Origin of the sequence: Bradyrhizobium sp. SMVTL-02 (genome assembly GCF_051853005.1) — a bacterium.
Taxonomy (GTDB): Bacteria; Pseudomonadota; Alphaproteobacteria; order Rhizobiales; family Xanthobacteraceae; genus Bradyrhizobium.
Map to the genome: position 1 here is coordinate 3,816,926 of NZ_CP182469.1, position 20,110 is coordinate 3,837,035.

18 protein-coding genes are annotated in these 20,110 nt (G+C 64.6%); 8 read left to right on the plus strand and 10 right to left on the minus strand.

Annotated elements, in window-relative coordinates:
• Complete coding sequence (locus ACNJYB_RS17830) at positions 1 to 1,041, minus strand: LysR family transcriptional regulator (protein WP_439375126.1); 1,041 nt, start codon at positions 1,039 to 1,041, stop codon at positions 1 to 3.
• Between the two features lie 74 nt (positions 1,042 to 1,115).
• Between ACNJYB_RS17830 and ACNJYB_RS17835 the strand changes: the two genes are divergently transcribed.
• The 5 genes from ACNJYB_RS17835 (at position 1,116) to ACNJYB_RS17855 (ending at position 4,696) form a co-directional block, all read left to right on the plus strand.
• On the plus strand, positions 1,116 to 1,727 hold the full coding sequence (locus ACNJYB_RS17835; RefSeq protein ID WP_439375127.1) for a hypothetical protein: 612 nt from the start codon (positions 1,116 to 1,118) through the stop codon (positions 1,725 to 1,727).
• Positions 1,714 to 2,334, plus strand: a complete 621-nt coding sequence (locus tag ACNJYB_RS17840; protein ID WP_018645421.1) for a GNAT family N-acetyltransferase — start codon at positions 1,714 to 1,716, stop codon at positions 2,332 to 2,334. Before ACNJYB_RS17835 ends, ACNJYB_RS17840 begins: the two co-directional genes overlap by 14 nt.
• Before the next feature lie 25 nt (positions 2,335 to 2,359).
• Positions 2,360 to 2,923 carry an isochorismatase family protein gene (locus ACNJYB_RS17845; RefSeq protein ID WP_439375128.1) on the plus strand — a complete coding sequence of 188 codons (564 nt, stop codon included), beginning with the start codon at positions 2,360 to 2,362 and terminating at the stop codon, positions 2,921 to 2,923.
• 29 nt (positions 2,924 to 2,952) lie between these two features.
• Positions 2,953 to 3,123 carry a hypothetical protein gene (locus ACNJYB_RS17850; RefSeq protein ID WP_439375129.1) on the plus strand — a complete coding sequence of 57 codons (171 nt, stop codon included), beginning with the start codon at positions 2,953 to 2,955 and terminating at the stop codon, positions 3,121 to 3,123.
• Between the two features lie 190 nt (positions 3,124 to 3,313).
• Complete coding sequence (locus tag ACNJYB_RS17855) at positions 3,314 to 4,696, plus strand: aspartate aminotransferase family protein (RefSeq protein ID WP_439375130.1); 1,383 nt, start codon at positions 3,314 to 3,316, stop codon at positions 4,694 to 4,696.
• 130 nt (positions 4,697 to 4,826) lie between these two features.
• On the opposite strand, the gene rnd is transcribed toward ACNJYB_RS17855, so the two are convergent.
• The 6 genes from rnd to ACNJYB_RS17885 all read right to left on the minus strand — a co-directional run bounded on the left by rnd (position 4,827) and on the right by ACNJYB_RS17885 (position 12,094).
• Positions 4,827 to 5,975: a ribonuclease D gene (gene rnd / locus ACNJYB_RS17860; protein ID WP_080137879.1), complete on the minus strand. Its 1,149-nt coding sequence runs from the start codon at positions 5,973 to 5,975 to the stop codon at positions 4,827 to 4,829.
• A 413-nt stretch (positions 5,976 to 6,388) separates the two neighbouring features.
• On the minus strand, positions 6,389 to 7,723 hold the full coding sequence (locus tag ACNJYB_RS17865) for an ABC transporter substrate-binding protein (RefSeq protein ID WP_439375131.1): 1,335 nt from the start codon (positions 7,721 to 7,723) through the stop codon (positions 6,389 to 6,391).
• 11 nt (positions 7,724 to 7,734) lie between these two features.
• Complete coding sequence (locus tag ACNJYB_RS17870) at positions 7,735 to 8,604, minus strand: carbohydrate ABC transporter permease (protein ID WP_439375132.1); 870 nt, start codon at positions 8,602 to 8,604, stop codon at positions 7,735 to 7,737.
• Positions 8,601 to 9,551: a carbohydrate ABC transporter permease gene (locus ACNJYB_RS17875; RefSeq protein WP_439375133.1), complete on the minus strand. Its 951-nt coding sequence runs from the start codon at positions 9,549 to 9,551 to the stop codon at positions 8,601 to 8,603. Before ACNJYB_RS17875 ends, ACNJYB_RS17870 begins: the two co-directional genes overlap by 4 nt.
• A 1-nt stretch (position 9,552) precedes the next feature.
• Positions 9,553 to 10,404 (minus strand): phosphodiesterase, encoded by an 852-nt coding sequence (locus ACNJYB_RS17880; RefSeq protein ID WP_439375134.1) that lies wholly within the window; start codon positions 10,402 to 10,404, stop codon positions 9,553 to 9,555.
• Between the two features lie 211 nt (positions 10,405 to 10,615).
• On the minus strand, positions 10,616 to 12,094 hold the full coding sequence (locus tag ACNJYB_RS17885) for a protein adenylyltransferase SelO (protein ID WP_439375135.1): 1,479 nt from the start codon (positions 12,092 to 12,094) through the stop codon (positions 10,616 to 10,618).
• 196 nt (positions 12,095 to 12,290) lie between these two features.
• On the opposite strand from ACNJYB_RS17885, the gene aspS reads away from it, so the two are divergent.
• The 3 genes from aspS to ACNJYB_RS17900 all read left to right on the plus strand — a co-directional run bounded on the left by aspS (position 12,291) and on the right by ACNJYB_RS17900 (position 17,677).
• The gene (aspS, locus tag ACNJYB_RS17890; protein ID WP_439375136.1) at positions 12,291 to 14,063 is read left to right on the plus strand and encodes an aspartate--tRNA ligase; all 1,773 of its coding nucleotides are present in this window, start codon (positions 12,291 to 12,293) and stop codon (positions 14,061 to 14,063) included.
• Between the two features lie 529 nt (positions 14,064 to 14,592).
• Positions 14,593 to 16,905 carry an NADP-dependent malic enzyme gene (locus ACNJYB_RS17895; RefSeq protein ID WP_439375137.1) on the plus strand — a complete coding sequence of 771 codons (2,313 nt, stop codon included), beginning with the start codon at positions 14,593 to 14,595 and terminating at the stop codon, positions 16,903 to 16,905.
• 319 nt (positions 16,906 to 17,224) lie between these two features.
• Positions 17,225 to 17,677, plus strand: a complete 453-nt coding sequence (locus tag ACNJYB_RS17900; protein ID WP_439375138.1) for a DoxX family membrane protein — start codon at positions 17,225 to 17,227, stop codon at positions 17,675 to 17,677.
• Between the two features lie 123 nt (positions 17,678 to 17,800).
• On the opposite strand, the gene ACNJYB_RS17905 is transcribed toward ACNJYB_RS17900, so the two are convergent.
• From ACNJYB_RS17905 to ACNJYB_RS17915, 3 genes are all read right to left on the minus strand, one after another.
• Complete coding sequence (locus tag ACNJYB_RS17905) at positions 17,801 to 18,355, minus strand: dihydrofolate reductase (RefSeq protein WP_439375139.1); 555 nt, start codon at positions 18,353 to 18,355, stop codon at positions 17,801 to 17,803.
• A gap of 7 nt (positions 18,356 to 18,362) precedes the next feature.
• Positions 18,363 to 19,376 (minus strand): polysaccharide deacetylase family protein, encoded by a 1,014-nt coding sequence (locus tag ACNJYB_RS17910; protein ID WP_439375140.1) that lies wholly within the window; start codon positions 19,374 to 19,376, stop codon positions 18,363 to 18,365.
• Positions 19,377 to 19,541: 165 nt separating this feature from the next.
• The gene (locus tag ACNJYB_RS17915) at positions 19,542 to 20,108 is read right to left on the minus strand and encodes a glutathione peroxidase (protein ID WP_439375141.1); all 567 of its coding nucleotides are present in this window, start codon (positions 20,106 to 20,108) and stop codon (positions 19,542 to 19,544) included.
• Between the last annotated feature and the right edge of the window lie 2 nt (positions 20,109 to 20,110).

Sequence of the window (20,110 nt, forward strand, 5' to 3'; positions counted from 1 at the left end):
TTAAGCCGGCGTCGCCGCGACGTAACCCGTCAATCCGAAACCTTCGCGCGCGGCCGTCATCATCGGCACCAGCGCGTTCGGATGGATGAACTCGTCGCGGAAGCAGGGATAGGTCCTGGGATCGAAGATCTTCTTCAACCAGTCGACCACGATCTTGTGGCGCTCGGAGGCGCGAAACTCCCTGTGATAGGTGAGCCAGAGATCGGCGTGATGGCTGACGCCGAGATCCACGGCAACGAGCGGTGCGCCGAGCGCGATCGACACGGTCGGCAGGAAGCCGATGCCGGCGCCGCGCTCCACCGCATAGAGAACGCCGACGGAGGAATTGGTCTTGATGCCGACGATACCCTCGAGCGATTTCAGCCCGAGCACGCGGGCATAGGCGCTGTCGTCGACCTGGGGCGCATTCTGCTTGATGATGCGATGGTCCTGCAGATCGGCTAGCGTCGCCGGCAGGCCGTACAGTTTCTCGTATTCCCTGGAGACGAAAGGATAGATGTGCATTCGGCCGAGCTTGGCAACGATCAGATCGGGATTGGTCGGTGGCTCGAGCTGGATCGCGATGTCTGATTCCAGGCGCGCGACGTCGGCTTGCTCCATCGCGCAGCGCAGGTCCACGGTGATCTTGCGATAGGTCTTCTGGAAATCGATCAGCCGCGGCAGGATCCAGAAATTGCCCGGACCTTCCGTCACCGCAACGCGCACGGTGCCCGACGTATCGTTCGACGAGCGCGAGGCGCGGCGGAAGACGTTGAAGGCGTGACGCTCCATATGCGCAACGTCGGCAATCATCGCAGTGCCTTCGTCGCTGAGCGTGAGCCCGCTCTGGTCGCGCAGGAACAGCTTGCAGCCGATGCTCTCTTCCAGACGATCGATCCGGCGCATCAGCGTCGTCGAGGTGAGGCCGAGCTCTTCGGCGGCGTTGCGGAAACTTTTATATTTTGCGCAAGCTAAAAACAGCTTCAAATCGTCCCAGGACGCGCCCAGGGCTTCGTCACGGTGCTGCATCATCGCAGCACCCCGGTGCAATAACTGATGCATACTCCTGATCCCCAACCGCTAAGCTCGTCATAGCGGGGCATGAAAGCCGCAAACGATAGAGGGACGATCCGGCTATGGAAAGAGGCTCGTTTGCCGCAAGGCATGATTTCGACGCGCTGCCGCTCAGTCCCGAGGTCGACGTCCGCTGCGCGCAATTTTCCGAAATTGCGGCGCTTTCGGAAATGGCGCACCGGCTCGTGCCGGGTGTGCAGATCGGGACGGCGGAGCTTGCGAAATATCACACGTTCGATCCCCAGAGCATCCTGACATTCAGCCGGAAGGGCCGCCTGCTCGGCGGCATGGCTTTCCTGTTTCTCAACGACCGCGGACACGATGCGCTGCTGCTCGACGAGATCTGCCTCAACGCGCCCGAAACGCACTATCTCGCTTCCGCAAGGGAAGACGTTGCTGCCATCTATATCTGGGCGATCGCTGCGACGGGGCGCGGCATCGCGGGACTCGGCAAGGCCGCGGCTCATCTGCGACAGGTAAGATTTCGCGGCGCGGATTGCTATGCGCAGCCGTCAACCGTGGCCGGACGCGACATCATGAAGGCGACCGGATTCGAGCCGGTTCCGAGCTTTCAACCTGACCTGTGGTGCTACGAACGCCCGTGGCATCGGCAGCCGATGCGCATGCCGGGTGCGATCATCCAAGCAAGGAGTTTTGCAGATGCACGGCACTAGGATTCCTCTCGCCAAGCCCGACTCCCGCGCCATCACCATCCGCCTCGCGCGCGATCCCAGCGATCTCATGCTGGTCACCGCCATTCGCTCGGCGGTCTATCTTGCCGAGCAGGATTGTCCGTTCGAGGAGGAGTTCGACGGCAACGACATGGTCGCCGCGCATTTCATCGGCTATGTCGGCAACGAGCCCGCGGGCTGCCTGCGGGTGCGCTTCTTCGGCGATTTCGCCAAGGTCGAGCGGCTCGCGGTCCGGCACCAATATCGGCGTTCGCGCGTCTCCTTCAAGCTGGTGCAGGCGAGCGTCGACTATGTGAAGCGCAAGGGCTTTCGCAAGATCTACGGCCAGGCGCAGGACCGGCTCGTCGACTTCTGGGCCCATTTCGGCGCGAAGCCGCTCGGCCACAACCGCAAGATCACCTTCTCGGATTTCTCCTACACAGAGATGCTGCTCGAGATCGAGCCCGGGCCGGACGCCATCACGCTGGACAGCGATCCTTACGTGATCATCCGTCCCGAGGGCGATTGGGATCGGCCGGGCGTGCTCGACGCCTCGGCGGGGCGGGCGGTGACCTCGCCGCTGCGGGACCTCGCACTCGCCGATCGCTGAAACTGGTGCAGCCAAACGCAAGACAATGCTGGCTTCCATCACCGACGACCCGCCGATCCTGATCTGTGCGGATCTCCAGGTCGAGTATCTGACCCCCGGGCGGCGCCACGTGATCCTCGACGGCGAGGCCGCCACCATGCGCTGTCTGGAACTCCTGACGCTCTGGCGGGACAAGCTCTGGCCCGTGATGCATCTGAAGCGCATTGCCCAAGCCGCCTGGTTCAATCCGGCATCGAGGCTGACCGATTGGATCGCTGAGGCGAAGCCGCGGCCCGGCGAGATGACGTTCGAACATCCGCTGCCCTCGGCCTACAGCTCGTCGCGCTTCGTGGATTACAAGTCCAATATCCGCAATGGGCGCTGCGTGCTGATCGGCTTCTCGCTCGAGGAGACCATCCTGGCCACTGCCGTCGAGGGGTTTCACCGCAGCCACCACTACCAGGTAGTCGCCGATGCCGTGGCCTGCCGACAACCGGGAATGGGCGATGCCGCTGCCTACAAGCAAGCGGTAGTGAATGTTGTCGGAAATTTTGCTACAATCCAATCCAGCGCCGAACTGATTAAAACCAGCGGCGCCCTTGCGGCGTAGGCGGCTGCGATCGGCGGGTGGGTGGGACATTGTCACGGGGAGAAGAGCTCAAGGAGCTGGCGAGCGAGCTATCGCGCGCAACCGAGAGGGCGCGCCGCATCGGCTTGCCCACGACGGTCTACCTGCTTTCGATGGCGCTCGTCGAGGTGAGGGAGGCCGCTGCCGCCGCCGACGATGGCGATGACGACGGCGCGGCATGAGAACTGGCAAGCTCTGCAAGCTACCAAGTCTGCAAGCTGGCGGTGTGCGGCTTTCTGCAACGCTGCTGAGCGCTTGCTGCCGACGAATTGGCGTTGCAAGTTTTGCCTCGGCGCAATAGCCAAGTAATTGGATCATCACGTGACGAAGCTGGCCGCGCCCGGCGACGCGACTATTCGAAGGATTTCGCAAATGTCCATGCTGCCCAATTCGCAAGAGGCCCGGGACGTAGCCTACCAGCTCCATCCCTACACCAACGCGCGCACCCATCAGCAGGCCGGTCCTCTGGTGATCGAGCGCGGCGAGGGGCCTTACGTGTTCGATGCGGCGGGCAAGCGCTATTTCGAGGCGATGGCGGGCCTGTGGAGCGTCGGGCTCGGCTTCAACGAGAAGCGTCTGGTCGAGGCGGCGCACAAGCAGATGCAGGCGCTGCCGTTCTATCACACGTTCTCCGCCAAATCGCACGGACCCTCGATCGACCTCGCCGAGAAGCTGGTGGCGCTCGCGCCTGCCACGATGAGCAAGGTGTTCTTCACCAATTCCGGCTCGGAAGCCAACGACACCGTGCTGAAGCTGATCGCCTATCGCTCCAATGCGCTCGGTCAGCCCCAGCGCAAGAAGGTGATCAGCCGCCTGCGTGCCTATCATGGCGTCACCATCGCATCCGCCAGCCTCACCGGTCTTCCGAACAACCATCGCTCGTTCGATCTGCCGCTGCCGAACATCCTGCACACGGGATCGCCGCATTTCTACAAGGACGGGGCGCCCGGCGAGAGCGAGGAAGCCTTCGCCACACGCCGCGCCGAGGAGCTCGACGCCCTGATCCAGAAGGAAGGGCCGGATACGATCGCGGCCTTCTTCGGCGAGCCGGTGATGGGCGCGGGCGGCGTCATCGTGCCGCCGGCGACCTATTGGGACAAGATCCAGGCGGTTCTCAAGAAGTACGACATCCTCTTGGTCGCCGACGAGGTGATCTGCGGCTTCGGCCGCACCGGCAAGATGTTCGGCTGCGAGACCTACGGCATCAAGCCCGACGCGATGGTGGTCTCAAAGCAGATCACCTCGAGCTATTTCCCGCTGTCGGCGGTCATCCTGAATGACCGCATGTTCGAGCCGATCGCGGACGAGAGCAACAAGATCGGCGTGCTCGGCCATGGTTTCACCGGGGGCGGCCATCCCGTCGGCTCGGCGATCGCGCTCGAGAACCTCAAGATCATCGAGGAGCGCGGCCTGGTCGCGCATGCCGCCGAGCTCGGCGCTTACATGCAAGGCAAGCTGCGCGAGCTCACCAGCCATCCGCTGGTCGGCGAGGTCCGTGGCGTCGGCATGATCGCAGCGCTCGAGCTCGTGCTCGACAAGACCCGCAAGACCGCCGCGGCGACCCCCGGTGCCGTCGGCGGCATCGCCAGCCGCATGCTGCAGGAGCGCGGCGTGATCTCGCGCAACATGCTGGACGCCATCGCCATCTGCCCGCCGCTGATCACGACCAAGGCCCAGATAGACGATCTGGTCGCCGCGATCGCGGGCGTGCTGAACGACATGAAGGGCGAAGTGGCGAAGCTGACGCCGGCGTAGGGCACGCTGCTGCATCAAATCCGTCATTGCGAGCGTAGCGGAGCAATCCAGAATTCCTCCTCGGAAACAGTCTGGATTGCTTCGTCGCAAGAGCTCCTCGCAATGACGATGGGGAGGGCGGAGCGGCCGCTTACGCCCGCTGAACCCCGATCACGCGGCCTTTCTCGATGGCCAGCGCCAGCTCGCCGCGCTTGAGCTTCAGGGCGGCCTCGCCGAACAGCTCGCGGCGCCAGCCGCGCAAGGCGGGGACGTCGGCGGCATCGTCGGCTGCGATCTCCTCCAAGTCGTCGACCGTCGCGATCACCTTGCTCGCGACCGCATGGCGCTCGGCGGTCATGCGCAGCAGCACCTTCAACAGCTCGACGATGGCCGCGCCGTTGGAATTGTTGCGGGGCTTCTCCAGCTTCGGCAGCGTCGAGAAATCCCGCGCCAGCCCTCGCTCGACCGCGGCGACGATGTCCGCGCCCCATTTCGACTTCTCGAAGCCTTTCGGCACCGAGCGCAGATGGGCGAGCTTCTCCAGCGTGTTCGGGGCGTGAGTGGCGATGTCGGTGATCGCCTCGTCGCGCAGTACGCGGCCGCGCGGCACGTCGCGGCTCTGTGCCTCCTGCTCGCGCCAGGCCGCAACCTCCATCAGGACGGCGAGGTCCTTCGGCTTGCGCACGCGCGTCTTCAGCCGCTCCCACGCGCGCTCGGGATGGAAGTCGTAGGTCCTCGGCGAGGTCAGGATCTCCATCTCGATCGAGACCCATTCGCTGCGGCGGCGCTTCTTCAGGTCGGCATCGAGCGCGGCGAAGACGTCGCGCAGATGGGTGACGTCGGAGACCGCGTAGTGCATCTGCTCCTTGGTCAGCGGCCGGCGCGACCAGTCGGTGAAGCGGTGGGTCTTGTCCGGACGGTGGCCGGTGACCTTCTCGACCAGCTGGTCGTAGGCGATGCTGTCGCCGTAGCCGAGCACCATGGCGGCGACCTGGGTGTCGAACACCGGGTGCGGGATGATGTTGGCCTGATGCCAGATGATCTCGATGTCCTGCCGGGCGGCGTGGAAGACCTTCAGCACGCCCTCATTGGCCATCAGCTCGAAGAACGGCTTGAGGTCGATGCCCGGGGCGAGGGCGTCAATGACCACGGCTTCCTCGGCGCTGGCCATCTGCACCACGCATAGCAGCGGGTAATAGGTGGTTTCGCGCAGGAACTCGGTATCGACGGTAATGACGGGGTGCTTGGCCAGCCGGCTGCAGGCAGCCGCGAGGTCAGCGGTGGTGGTAATCAAATCCATGAACGGCCCATGACACTTGATATCAGCCGTTCTGCCGAAAGTGCTGTGATGTCAAGGGGCTCTAAGCGAATTCGAGCCTTGCACCGGCCCGGAATCGCCGCTTTCCGACGAAATTCCTATTCGTAACGCACCCGCTGCGAGGATTTCCGGGCGCAGGGCAGCGCCACCACCAACACGCACATGGCGACAAGAGCCAGTCCCAGGAACTCGAAAACCAACAGATCCACGGCGAAATCTCCAGAAACATTGGTAGATTTGTCGGGGGTGCGTTGATGGTCTGTTAATTCCAATGGTTACCGGCGGCAGGCGCGGTCGGATGGTGGACGCGAGGTTAATGGGATTGGGCGCCCCAAAACGATTTCGGCGCCCGGTTGCGGAGCGCCGAACGATGGTCGTGCGATGAACTGCCGGCCTTACGGCAGTTTCAGCGAGGTCTCCGCGTTGTACGGCTTCAGCGTCTCGTCGGCAGCCTTCTGGGCGGCGGCGAGGGCCTCCTTCGGCTGCTTCTTGCCGTTGAGGACCAGCATCACCTCGTCCTCGAGGTTCTTGCGGACGGGGACGGTCTTGTAGGTCGCAAACCACGGCTTTGCTACGTCGAGCTGCTCGACGGCGGTCTTGGCGTCCGGGTTCTTGGCCAGGAAGTCGACCATCTCAGGCGTCTTGTAGGCGGCGATGTTGGACGCGAAATAGCCGGTGGCGCGGCTCCACCAGCCGCTCTTCTCGGGCGAGGTCATCCACTTGATCAGCGTCCAGGCGGCCTTCTGCTTGTCGGCCTCGAGCCCGGCCGGCATGATCAGCGAGGCGCCGCCGATCGGCACGGCGTTGCGGACATTGCGCGGGATGAAGGCGACCTTGTAGGCGAACTTGGCGTTGTCGCGCACATAGGTCAGCGAGCCCGTCGACAGCATCATCATCGCGGCATTGCCGGAGATGAAGGAGGTGCTGACGGCCGGACCGGGCGTGGCGCCGGGCGGATGCACCTTGTGCTTAGCGATGAGATCATTCCACCAGGTCAGCGCGCCCAGCATCGAGGGCGTGTCGTAATAGACCTCGCCGCCGAACTCCTCGTTGTAGTAGCGCCCGCCATTGCTCATGGTGAGCGTTTCCATCATCCAGCCGCAATAGTCGTAGGCGCAGGGGATCGCGATGCCCCATTGGATCACCTTGTCACCCTCGCGCTTGGTGAGCTTCTTGGCCCAGTCGGTGAGCTCGGCCCAGGTTTGCGGCGGCTTGCTCGGATCGAGGCCGGCTTCCTTGGCCTTGTCGGCGTTGATGTAGAGTAGCGGTGTCGAGTTGTGGAACGGCACGCCGTAGACCGAGCGGTTGATCACCGCGTTGCCCTGCAGTGCCGGGAAAAACTGACCGAGGAACTGGTCCTTGGTGATGCCGTCGGCGGCGATCAGGCCGTCGAGATTGGTGAGCTCGTTCTCGATCTGCATGTCCAGCAGGAAGTTCGCCGACATGATCACGGCGGCCGGCGGCTTGCCGGCCTTGATCGATGCGCGCGTCTTGATCAGCGTGTCGTCATAGGAGCCGGTGTAGACGGCGGTCGCCTTGACGTCGGGATGGGTCTCGTTGAACTCCTTGATCAACGTGCCCATGTCGCGGGCGAGCTTGCCGTCGACGGGGACGGGGAAGAACAGGTCGATCTCGCTCGGGCCTTCGCCGGCGAGAGCCGGGAAGGCGAGGGCGCTGGCAAAAGAGCCTGCCATGGCGAGGCCGAGCATGAGCCTGCGGGAAAACAGCATCGGAAAATCTCCTATTTGATGCCTGAGGTGACGAAAGAACTGATGAAGCGCTTCTGGAAGATCAGGAAGGTGACGAGCAGCGGCGCGATCACCATGAGCGTGCCCGCGGCGATGGTGCCCCAGGCCTGGGTGCCTTCGGCGGTCTTGGTGAACACGGAGAGGCCGACCGTGAGCGGCCGCTTGTCGGGCGAATTGATCACCATCAGCGGCCACAGGAAGTCGTTCCAGTGGCTGGTCACGGAGATGATGGCGAACGCCGAGAAGCTCGGCATCGACAGCGGCACGTAGATGTGGCGCATGCGCTGGAACAGGCTGGCGCCGTCGATCAGGGCGGCGTCTTCCAGCTCGGTCGGGATCGCCTCGAACGCCTGGCGCATTAGGAAGGTGCCGAACGCCGAGGCGAAGAACGGCATCATCACCCCGGTGAGCGTGTCGTAAAGGCCGAGCTGCGCCACCAGCTTCAGGTTCGGCACGATCAGCAGCACCGGCACCAGCATCAGCTGCATCAGGAACAGGTAGAAGATCAGCGTCTTCCCGGCGAAGTTCAGGCGCGCGAACGCAAAGCCGGCCAGCGTGATGGTGAAGAACTGTACCAGGAGGATGCCGCTGCAGATGATCGTGGTGTTGAGCGTGTAGCGCGGAAAATCGCCGATCTCCCAGGCGTCCCTTACATTGTCGAGCGTGGGCTTCATGCTCGGCATCAGCTCGGCCATCGCGTTGATGCCGTCCGAGGCCGGGCGCAGCGTCGCAACGCCCATCCACAGGAATGGGATGAGCCAGACGAACGCGAGCAGCACGGTCAGCAGGAAGCCGAGCTTGGGGGTGATCTCGCCGCGGGTGGCGAGCGGGGCGTCCTTCCAGAGCGCCGTGAACAGCTTCATGGCCCGCCCTCCCGGTTCGCCATGGTGCGGAAGGACAGTGCGGTGAGCCCCATCAGCGCGGCGAGCGTCAGCAGCGTCGCCGCCGAGGCCTTGCCGACATCGTAGTGCTCGACCGCCTGCTGGTAGATGTAGAACAGCACGAGATTGGTCGAGTTGGAAGGCCCGCCCTGGGTCATGACGAAGACATGGTCGACCTGCGTCACCGCGTTGAGGATCGCGATGACGGTGACGAACAGGAAGGTGGGCTTGAGCTCCGGCAGGATGATGTGGCGAAGCCGCTGATAAGGCCCCGCGCCGTCGAGATGCGCCGCCTCCATGACATCCTCGGGCACGGCCTGCAGGCCTGCGAGGAAGAACAGCATGTAATAGCCGGCGTTCTTCCAAATCGTGATGATCATGATCGCGTAGAGCGCGATGTCGGGGTCGCCGAGCCAGTTCGGTAGCACCGCCAGCAGCCGGCCGATGTAATAGTCGAGCAGGCCGACGTTGGGCAGGAAGATGAACAGGAACAGCGCGGACGCGGCGACCATCGGGATCAGCACCGGCAGGAACAGCGCGGCGCGCAGCGCGCTGTTCACGGCATGGGTGCGCGACAGCGCCAGCGCAAACAACAGCGCAAGGGCGATACTCGGCACCGCCGTGCCGACGGCGTAGATCAAATTGTTGACGACGGCGCCGGTGAAGGCGGGGTCGGCGAGCACCGCGCTGATATTGTCGATACCGACGAAGCGCAGCGGCGCCTTGGGCGTGGCGCGCTGATAGAGCGCGTCGATGACGACGCGGCCCATCGCGCCATAGGTGAACAGCGCGAGGAAGACCAGCGAGGGCAACAGCAGCAGATAGGCCGGCAGCGAGGCTTTGAAGCGGTTCGAGAACCGCTTCAGGACGTGCAGACGCGGTCCCGCCGACGTCGCGACCTGGAGAGCCGCGGGTTCAGCGAGGCTCATCTCACCGCGCCGGGAAATTGAGTGCATAGTCGCGGCCGTCCACTCCTGCTGGTGGCTCGAAGGGGAAGCGCAGACTGACGTCGAGGAAGTCGTGGCTATGTACGACCAGCTTCTCCTGGTCGATCAGCACGACGCCATAGGCCGGCGGCTCGTGGCTAGCGAGATGCTCGGTCGCGGCAGCGTCAAGCTCGAACCAGACCTGGTGGTTGGTGCCGCGCAGCGTCGAGAACGGGATCTTGCCGTAGCTGCCGAAGATCGGCCGGTGCACATGGCCGAAGAAGAGATGGCGGATGCGCGAGCGATAGGGCGCGATGACTTCGGCGAATTCGGCGCTCTGCTTCAGCGCGATCTCGTCCATGGCGTGCACGCCGACCGGGAAGGGCGGATGATGCATGAACACGACGAACTCCTGGCCGGCTGGCGCGGACGCGAGCGTGCTGGCAAGCCAGCCGAGGCGTTTTGCGCACATTTCGCCGGCGTGGCTGGTCTCGTCCAGCGTGTCGAGGAAGACGAACAGGCCGTGCTCGGTGGTGCGTGTGCCCTGCACGAAGCCGTTGGCATCGCGCGGGGCGGCTTTCAGGCTGTCGAGGCAGGCGACGCGCTTGTCGTGATTGCCGACCATGGCGATGTAAGGGATTTTCAGCGCCGCCATGGCCTCGGCGAAATTGGCATAGGATTCCGCCTCGCCCCAATGGGTGAGATCGCCGGTCACGACCGCAAACGCAGCGTTGGACTGGTGCTTGTTGATGTCCGCAACCGCCGCGTCCAGCCGGGCGCGCGGATCGAGCCCATAGAGCTTCAGCCCGGGGTTCGCGAGATGCGTGTCGGTGATATGGATGAATTTGAAGGGCATGGCGCGCTTTGTTCGGGACTGTCTAGAGGACGGGCGCCTCCCGGCAGGACGGCGCTGCCAGCCCGTTAGAGCGCGTGTGTTTCAGTTTGATGACAGCGATTCCCGCGGACGGGACGTGTCCACATCGCCCGCCGCGCAGGAATGGGACTAGCGCAAGGCGCAATCCATGACGTGGATCAATTAGAGATGGTGGTGCGCGGCGGAGCCCGCCTCACGTCCCGCAAAACGTCTGCAGCACCCGCTGCGCCGGCAGCGGTGGGTCGGCGTAGGCGGCGTAGTCCGGCTGGTCCTCGTAGGGCTTGGCCAGCACCTTCACCAATTCCTCGAACGGCGCGTAGTCGTCGTTGTTCACCGCCGCCTGGATCACGGCCTCGACGCGGTGGTTGCGCGGGATGAAGATCGGATTGACGGCGTGCATGGCGGCTTGCCGCTCGGCTGCACTCTGCGGCTCGCGCGCGATGCGCTCGCGCCAGCGTTTGGCCCAGTCGTCGAAGGCTGCGGGGTCCATGAACTGCGCGCGGACGTCGGCGGCGCCGGTCTCACTGCCTGCGGCGTCACCGAGCTTGCGGAAGGTTAGGGTGAAGTCGGCCTGGTTTTTGGCCATGGCATCGAGCAGGTCCTGGATCAGCGCCTCGTCGCCGTCGCGCTCCGTGAACAGGCCTATCTTCTTGCGCAGGCCGGCCTGATAGGCGGCACTGAATGTCTCGGCGAAGGCGCCGAGAATGTCCTGGGCTTCGGCGACCGCCTTGTCCTGATCGTCCGAGAACAGCGGCAGCAGGCATTCGGCGAGGCGCGTCAGATTCCATAAGCCGATGCGCGGCTGGTTGGCATAGGCGTAGCGGCCCATCTCGTCGATCGACGAAAACACCTGCGCGGGATTGTAGGCATCCATGAAGGCACAGGGGCCGTAGTCGATGGTCTCGCCCGAGATCGATGAGTTATCGGTGTTCATCACGCCATGGATGAAGCCGACCAGCAGCCAGCGCGCGATGAGCTCGGCCTGCCGTGCGACGACAGCGGCGAGCAGGGCGTGGTAGGGCCGCTCGGCATGGAGCAACTCCGGATAGTGGCGGGCGATGACGTGGTCGGCGAGCCGGCGGATCGCCTCGGTGTCGCGGCGGACGGCGAAGAACTGGAAGGTGCCGACGCGGATGTGGCTGGAGGCGATGCGGGTCAGCACCGCGCCGGGCAGCGCGGTCTCGCGGATGACGTGCTCGCCGGTGACGACGGCGGCAAGCGAGCGCGTGGTCGGAATGCCCAGCGCGTACATGGCTTCGCTGACGATGTATTCGCGCAAGACCGGCCCGAGGGCCGCGCGTCCGTCGCCGCGGCGGGAGAACGGGGTGGGGCCAGATCCCTTGAGCTGGATGTCGCGGCGCACGCCATCTTTGTCGATGACCTCGCCGAGCAGGATGGCGCGGCCGTCGCCGAGCTGGGGGACGAATTGCCCGAACTGGTGGCCGGCATAGGCCATGGCGATGGGATCGGCCCCTGCGGGAACCGTCTTGCCGGCCAGGATCTCGGCGCCTTCTGGGGTCTCCAGCAGGTCCGGATCGAGCCCGAGCTGGACCGCCAGCGGCCGGTTCAGCTTGATCAGCCTGGGGGCCGCCACGGGGGTCGGCGCGACGCGGGCAAAGAAGCTATCCGGCAGCGCCGAATAGGAGTTCTGGAAGGGGAAATGCACCGTCATGGCCTCAAGATAGGGCTGGAACGGCCATCGGCAAAGGCTCCAGCCCCGATAAGCCAAAATTGGCTGCCTCAGGCGCAAAACAGGGCGTTCCCTTGGTTGCCGCCCCCGTCCTCCCGGGGTAAACCCTGCCGCAACTTCGGACCGGTCGTTTGAGGCTGTCCGATTCGCTTCCTCCGACATTGATTTTGGGACGACCATGCATCGCTACCGGTCACATACATGCGGCGCGCTCCGCGAGAGCAACATCGGCGAGACCACCCGCCTCTCGGGCTGGGTCCATCGCGTTCGCGACCATGGCGGCGTGCTGTTCATCGACCTGCGCGACCATTACGGCCTGACCCAATGCGTGGTGGACCCGGACTCGCCGGCGTTCTCGATGGCCGAAAAGCTGCGCTCGGAATTCGTGGTCAAGATGGACGGCAAGGTCCGCCGTCGCCCCGAAGGTACCGACAATGACGACCTGCCGACCGGCAAGGTCGAGGTCTATGTCAGCCAAATCGAGGTGCTGGGCCCGGCCGGCGACCTGCCGCTGCCGGTGTTCGGCGACCAGGAGTATCCCGAAGACATCAGGCTCAAATATCGCTTCCTCGACCTGCGGCGCGAAAAACTGCACCAGAACATCATGACGCGCGTCGAGATCATCAAGTCGATGCGTCGGCGCATGGAGGGGCAGGGCTTCTTCGAATTCAACACCCCGATCCTGACCGCATCCTCGCCGGAGGGCGCGCGCGACTTCCTGGTGCCCTCGCGCATCCATCCGGGCAAGTTCTACGCGCTGCCGCAGGCGCCGCAGCAATACAAGCAGCTGCTGATGATGTCCGGCTTCGACCGCTACTTCCAGATCGCGCCCTGCTTCCGTGACGAGGATCCGCGCGCCGATCGTCTGCCCGGTGAGTTCTACCAGCTCGACGTCGAGATGAGCTTTGTGACTCAGGAAGACGTGTTTGCTGCGATGGAGCCCGTGATTACCGGCGTGTTCGAGGAGTTCGCCAAGGGCAAGCCGGTGACGAAAGGCTGGCGCCGGATTCCGTTCGCCGAGGCGCTGCGCAAATACGGCAGCGACAAGCCGGACCTGCGCAACCCCATCGAGATGCAGGATGTTTCCGAGCACTTCCGCGGAAGCGGCTTCAAGGTGTTCGCGCGCATGCTCGAGGACCCCAAGAACCAGGTCTGGGCGATCCCGGCCGCGGGCGGCGGCAGCCGCGCCTTCTGTGACCGCATGAACTCGTGGGCTCAAGGAGAGGGTCAGCCCGGCCTCGGCTACATCATGTGGCGCGAGGGCGGCGAGGGCGCAGGTCCCCTCGCAAACAACATCGGGCCCGAGCGCACGGCTGCGATCCGGGCTCAGCTCGGCATGAAGGAAGGCGATGCCGCCTTCTTCGTCGCCGGCGATCCCGACAAGTTCTGGAAGTTCTCCGGCCTTGCCCGCAACAAGGTCGGCGAGGAATTGAACCTCACCGACAAGGAGCGGTTCGAGCTCGCCTGGATCGTCGACTTCCCGATGTACGAGTACAACGAGGACGACAAGAAGGTCGACTTCTCACACAACCCGTTCTCGATGCCGCAGGGTGGTCTCGAAGCGCTGAAGGGCCAGGATCCGCTGACCATCAAGGCGTTCCAGTACGACATCACCTGCAACGGCTACGAGATCGCCTCGGGCGGCATCCGCAACCACGTGCCGGAAGCGATGGTGAAGGCGTTCGAGATCGCCGGCTACGGCGAGCAGGAAGTGGTCGAGCGCTTCGGCGGCATGTACCGCGCCTTCCAGTACGGCGCGCCGCCGCACGGCGGCATGGCCGCCGGCGTCGACCGCATCGTCATGCTGCTCTGCGGCACCACGAATCTGCGCGAGATCTCGCTGTTCCCGATGAACCAGCAGGCCATGGACCTCTTGATGGGCGCGCCCTCGGAAGCCACCCCCAAGCAGCTCCGCGAGTTGCACGTGCGGGTGAATCTGCCGCAGAAGTGAGTTGTCTCCATAGCGTCATTGCGAGCGTAGCGAAGCAATCCAGAATCTTTCTGCGGTGGGACTCTGGATTGCCTCGCTGCGCTCGCAATGACGGGAAAGTGTTGCGCCTCGTGTTCCTCCAACCCGGTCGACCCCTCGATCCGGAATTGCGCCAGCGCAACGATCGGCTCTGGTTCAAGGCGTCCATCAGCTGAACCACCGGGACCTTGCCGAGCGGCGTCAGCTTGATGGTGAGCGTCTGCCCCGAGGTTTCGACGAAGCTGGAGAGGGCATCGACTGCGACCCGGAGCTCCAGTTGCTCGTTTTGCACCGCGCAACCTGCCATATTCGCGAAACGTCGCCCGGTGCAGGGAAAGCTATGATTTTCAGATATTTGACCGCGCGCCCTGTTGATGGGGGCGCAATCCGATGTTGCCACCGGGCCTTCGGCCGTGCTTCATCCGGTTTCCACGACCCGGAAATACCCGCCGCTTGGACGATGGCTCCGGATCGTGCATTTTGAGGCCGGTAACGCGAGGCGAGACACCGCATGTCGTCCTATTCTGATGATCTCCACCAGGCGGCGCTGGCCTATCACCGACTGCCGCGCCCCGGAAAGCTCGAGATCCAGGCCAGCAAGCCGCTTGCCAACCAGCGCGACCTTGCGCTTGCCTATTCCCCGGGCGTCGCCGCGGCCTGTACCGAGATCGCCAAGAACCCGGCCGAGGCCGCGACGCTGACCACCCGCGCCAATCTGGTCGCCGTGGTCTCCAACGGCACCGCGGTGCTCGGCCTCGGCAATATCGGCCCGCTGGCCTCCAAGCCGGTGATGGAGGGCAAGGCCGTCCTGTTCAAGAAATTCGCCGGCATCGACGTGTTCGACATCGAGATCGCCGCCGACACCATCGATCGCGTGGTCGAGACGGTGGCGGCGCTCGAGCCGACCTTCGGCGGCATCAATCTGGAAGACATCCGCGGACCGGAATGCTTCGAGATCGAGGCGCGGCTGAAGGAGCGCATGAAGATCCCGGTCTTCCATGACGACCAGCACGGCACCGCGATCATCGTCGCCGCCGCCATCACCAACGGCCTCAGGCTGAACGGCAAGAAGCTGTCAGACGTCAAGATCGTGGCATCGGGGGCAGGGGCGGCGGCGATCGCGACGCTGAATCTGCTGGTGTCGATGGGCGCGCAGCGCAAGAACATCTGGGTCTGCGACATCGACGGCCTCGTGCACGAGGGCCGCAACACCTCGATGGACCGCTGGAAGGCGGTCTATGCGCAGAAGACCGACAAGCGCACGCTCGGCGACGTCATCGGCGGCGCCGACATCTTCATCGGCCTCTCGGCACCGGGCGTGCTCAAGCCGGAGATGGCGCAGGCGATGGGCGAGCAGCCGCTCATCATGGCACTCGCCAACCCGACGCCTGAGATCATGCCGGAGGAGGCGCGCAAGGTGCGCCCCGACGCCATGATCTGCACCGGCCGCTCCGACTATCCGAACCAGGTCAACAACGTCCTCTGCTTCCCCTTCATCTTCCGCGGCGCGCTCGATGTCGGCGCCAGCGCCATCAACGAGGAGATGAAGCACGCCGCGGTCGAGGCCATCGCGCAGCTTGCGCGCGAGGCGCCGTCCGACGCCGTCTCCCAGAGCAGCCTCGACACCGGCGAGACGGGCGGCTTCGGTCCCGGCTCGCTGATCCCCAGCCCCTTTGATCCACGGTTAATTCTTCGTATTGCGCCGGCGGTAGCGAAGGCGGCGATGGAGTCCGGCGTCGCGACGCGCCCCATCACCAATTTCGACGAGTATCGCGCGCTGCTCGAGCGCTTCGCCTTCCGCTCCGGCCTCGTCATGAAGCCGATGTTCGCCAAGGCGAAGACCCAGCCGGTCCGCGTCATCTACGCCGAAGGCGAGGACGAGCGCGTGCTGCGCGCCACGCAAGTGGTGCTGGAAGAGAAGCTGGCGCGGCCGATCCTGGTCGGCCGTCCCTCGGTGGTCGAGGCGCGCATCAAGCGCTTCGGCCTGTCGATCAAGGCGGGCCGTGATTTCGATCTCGTCAATCCCGAGGACGATCCGCGCTATCGCTCCTACGTGCAGTCCTATGTCGAGGTCGCCGGCCGCCGCGGCGTGACGCCGGATGCAGCCCGCACTGTGGTGCGCACCAACAACACGGTCATCGCGGCGCTCGCGGTGACACGAGGGGAGGCGGATGCAATGCTCTGCGGCGTGGAGGGCCGCTACATGAGCCATCTGCGCCATGTTCGCGAGATCGTCGGATTCTCGCCCGGGATCAGCGATTACGCCGCGCTGGCGCTGCTCATCACCAGCAAGGGCGCGTTCTTCATCGCCGACACGCAGGTCCGCCCCAATCCGAGCGCGGAGGAGCTCGCCGAGATCGCTTCGCTCGCCGCGGTCCACGTCCAGCGCTTCAACATCAAGCCGAAGATCGCCTTCGTCTCGCATTCGGATTTCGGCAGCTACGACACCGAATCCTCGCGCAAGATGCGCCGGGCGACGCAGCTCTTGAAGGACAAGCATCCGGAGATCGAGGCCGACGGCGAGATGCAGGGCGACACCGCGCTCTCAGCGGCCGCCCGCCGCATGGTGTTGCCGCACTCCAAGCTGGAGGGCGAGGCCAACATCATGATCATGCCGACGCTGGACACCGCCAACGTCGCCTATCAGATGATCAAGTCGCTGGCCGACGCGCTGCCCGTCGGCCCGATCCTGGTCGGCCCGGCGCGCCCGGCGCACATCCTCACGCCCTCGGTGACTGCGCGCGGCATCCTCAACATGACCGCGGTTGCGGTCGTGGAAGCGCAGGAGCGCGCGGCACGGCAGCAGCCGACGCTGTTTACGTAGGGGCGAGCTGTAGCGTCATCGGCGGTGCAAACCCTTCTCCCCTTGTGGGAGAAGGTCGCGCGAAGCGCCGGATGAGGGGTCTCTCTCCGCGAGTCTCGATCGCGAGAGTTGCCCGTGCTGATGGGTACCCCTCACCTGTCTCGCCGGTTCGCGGCGAGCCACCCTCTCCCACAAGAAGGGAGACGGGACCGCGCCGCCAACTTTTGAATTGCTCGTAGTTCTTCATTTCCCCGTTTGTAAACCGGCGCACGACTCATCATAATCCCTCGCGCTCTCGTCCGAGTTCCGATTTCAAAAAGCCTGAGCCAAGAGGCCGATCATGCCAGCGTTCGTGACTTTCGGGCGGACCCTGTTCGCCGTTCTGTTCATCTACACGGGCGCCACCAAGCTCTTTGCCATCCAGGCGACCGCCGATTTCATCGCGGCAAAGGTCGTGGTGCCCGAGGTCGTCGCGCCTTACGCCAAGCAGGTCGAGACGGCGACCGCGATGTCGACACCGCAGCTGCTGGCGATCGCGATCGGCGCGCTCGAGATCATCGCAGGCCTGATGATCGCGCTGAATTTCGGCGCGCGCTTCTTTGCGATGCTGCTGATCATCTACGTCGCGGTCGCAACCGTCCTGTTCTACGATTTCTGGAACCAGGTGCCGCCCGACAACGCCAAGATGCTGGTCGACGCGCTCAAGAACATCGCGATCATCGGCGCACTCTGCATGATCATCGGCTACGGCCGCACCACGCGTCCGGCCGAGGCGGCCTACGGGGACGCGTAGGAGGCTGCGCTCGTAAGGATAGCCTTCCGGCTCGGCGAAGCGCAGTCGCTGGGCGTAACCCAGCACTGTCTCTCGCCCCGGACAGAAGAGAGGTGGACTACGCTACCGGGGCACGGCCGCGGGCTAATCCACCCTGTGCCATGGCGTGACGGTCACGTCATGCGCCGCATCGAGCAGGTAGGGCGCGCCTGGCTTCATTCCATGCGAGGCCAGCACCTCATGCGGCGTCCGCTCGGGCACGCCGACAAAACAGCCTTCGCCGCCGGGTAGCCGCACGTGAGGGGCTTCCGAGAGCCAGAACGTGTCATAGCGGTCCATGAACATGTCGAACACGACGGGGCCGCCGATGACCGCGACGGTGCCGGGGGCGACGTCGGCGAAGGCGCAGGCCTCCTCGAAGCTTGCGTGATCCGGATTCCATAATGTGGCGTTCGGCATCTCCGGATCGACGGTAAGCGCCTTGATCTTGCGGGTCAGGATCAGGCGCTTGCGCTTCGGCGAGTTCGGCTGCTGCTCGTGCGAGTGCCGGCCGTGCACGATCAGCGCGGCGCGATCGAGCGCCTGCTCGAAGAACAGCTTGTCGCCTTCGAATTTCAACGTCTCGGGCATGATGTGCGACGCATCGGCGAGCATGCCGTCCGCGGAGACGATGACGTAGCCTTCGAAACGGAAAGACAAGTTCGGGCTATTCGGAAACGGTCGTCACCACGGAATTGACCGGGCGCTGGCTCACCGTCGGCAGCTTGACGTCCTTGAGAAGCTCCTGGTCGTATTCGGGCAGCGTCGATGCAGGGAATTTTGCGCGCATGGCCACCACCTTGTAGCCGCCGGCCTTCAGGCGCTTGAGCAGCTCGGGCAGGGCTTCGGCGGTGTGCTTCTGGAAGTCATGCATCAGGATGATGCCCTTGCCCCTGGCGTCGAGCTTCTTCATCACGGTCTCGATCACCTTTTCGGGCTTCGAGGCCTTGAAGTCGAAGGAGTCGATGTCGCAGGAGAAGATCGCCGTGTTGCGGTTGCCGAGATAGGTGACCATCTCTGGCGGATGCTGGAGCGCCGGGAAGCGGAAGAACGGCGAGGGTGAGATGCCGCCGAGCGCCCATTTCACAGCGGAGAGGCCCTTCTCGATCTCTTCCTTGCGCTGCGCTTCGGTGAGCTTCTTGTTGTTGAGGTTGGCGTGCGACCAGGTATGAGTGCCGACCGTGTGGCCGGCCGCATAGACCTGCTTCAGGATCTCCGGCTCGTAGGTCGCGTGCTTGCCGATCGAGAAGAAGATGCCGGTGGTGCATTCATCGGCCAGCGCCTTCAGCACGGCGGGTGTGTTCTTCGGCCAGGGGCCGTCGTCGAAGGTCAGCACGACTTCCTTCTCGCGCAGGAAGTCGAGCTCCTTGAAGTGCTCGAACCCGAAGCCCGGGCCGCCGGTGGTGTCGATCTCGACGGTACGGGCGACACCGAGCGCGCCTTGCGTGTTGCAGGCCGCGCGCGCCGGCTGCGGCGCCTGTTTCGGTGGGGGTGGATTGACGAAGCCTGCCGGCGCGGCGGCCGGTGCGGGTGCAGCTGCCGGGGCCGCAGCGGGCGCTGCGGCGTTCGGCGCTGCCGCTTGGGCCGCGGTGGGCTTGGCGGCCGGCGCCTGCGACCGCGCCCCGCCCGTCATTGCTAGAGACATCGCGCTTGCCAAAATCAGTCCTGCCGCCACGCGCATGGTGTTGTCCTCGAGATTGATCCCGTTGTTCCGCCGTGGCTTTTCGCCTCGGCCAAACCTTCCCGCCCCAAACGACCCTAGCCTAGATGGTGCGCCCTCGACATTGCAACGGCTGTTTGGGATCCCGCCGCAATTGTGCCCAACCCGATTTGGCCTCGCGTCGTGTCAGCTGGCCAGCGCCTTGGCGACGGCGGTTTTGACCCGCGTGTCGGTTGGCTCGACCGCGGACGGAAATACTTCGGCGATGTAGCCATCGCGGCCGATCAGGTATTTGTGGAAGTTCCAGCGGGGAACTTCCCGCGGTCGCGCCTCGGCCGCCCATCTGTAGAACGGATGCGCCTTGGCACCGATCACCACGGCCTTGGCCGCGATCGGGAAGGTAACGCCGTATTGGTGGTGCGCGGTCTCCGTGATCTCACTGGTACCGCCGGGCTCCTGGCTGCCGAAATCGTTGGAGGGTACGCCGATCACGGTGAGCCCGCGCTCGCGAAACTCGCCCCAGAGCTCCTGCAGGCCGGCATATTGCGGCGTGTAGCCACAGAGCGATGCCGTGTTCACCACCAGCAGTGGCCTGCCTGTGAAGGCAGCGAGTCGGATGTCGTCGCCTGCCAATGCGGGGAAGGAGAAGGCGTAGGCCGAGACCCGGCTCATGCCGGCATCGGCATAGGCGCGCGCCACCGGCGCGGCTGCGCCTGCAAGCGCCGCGATGAGCACTGTCCTGCGGTTCATCATGA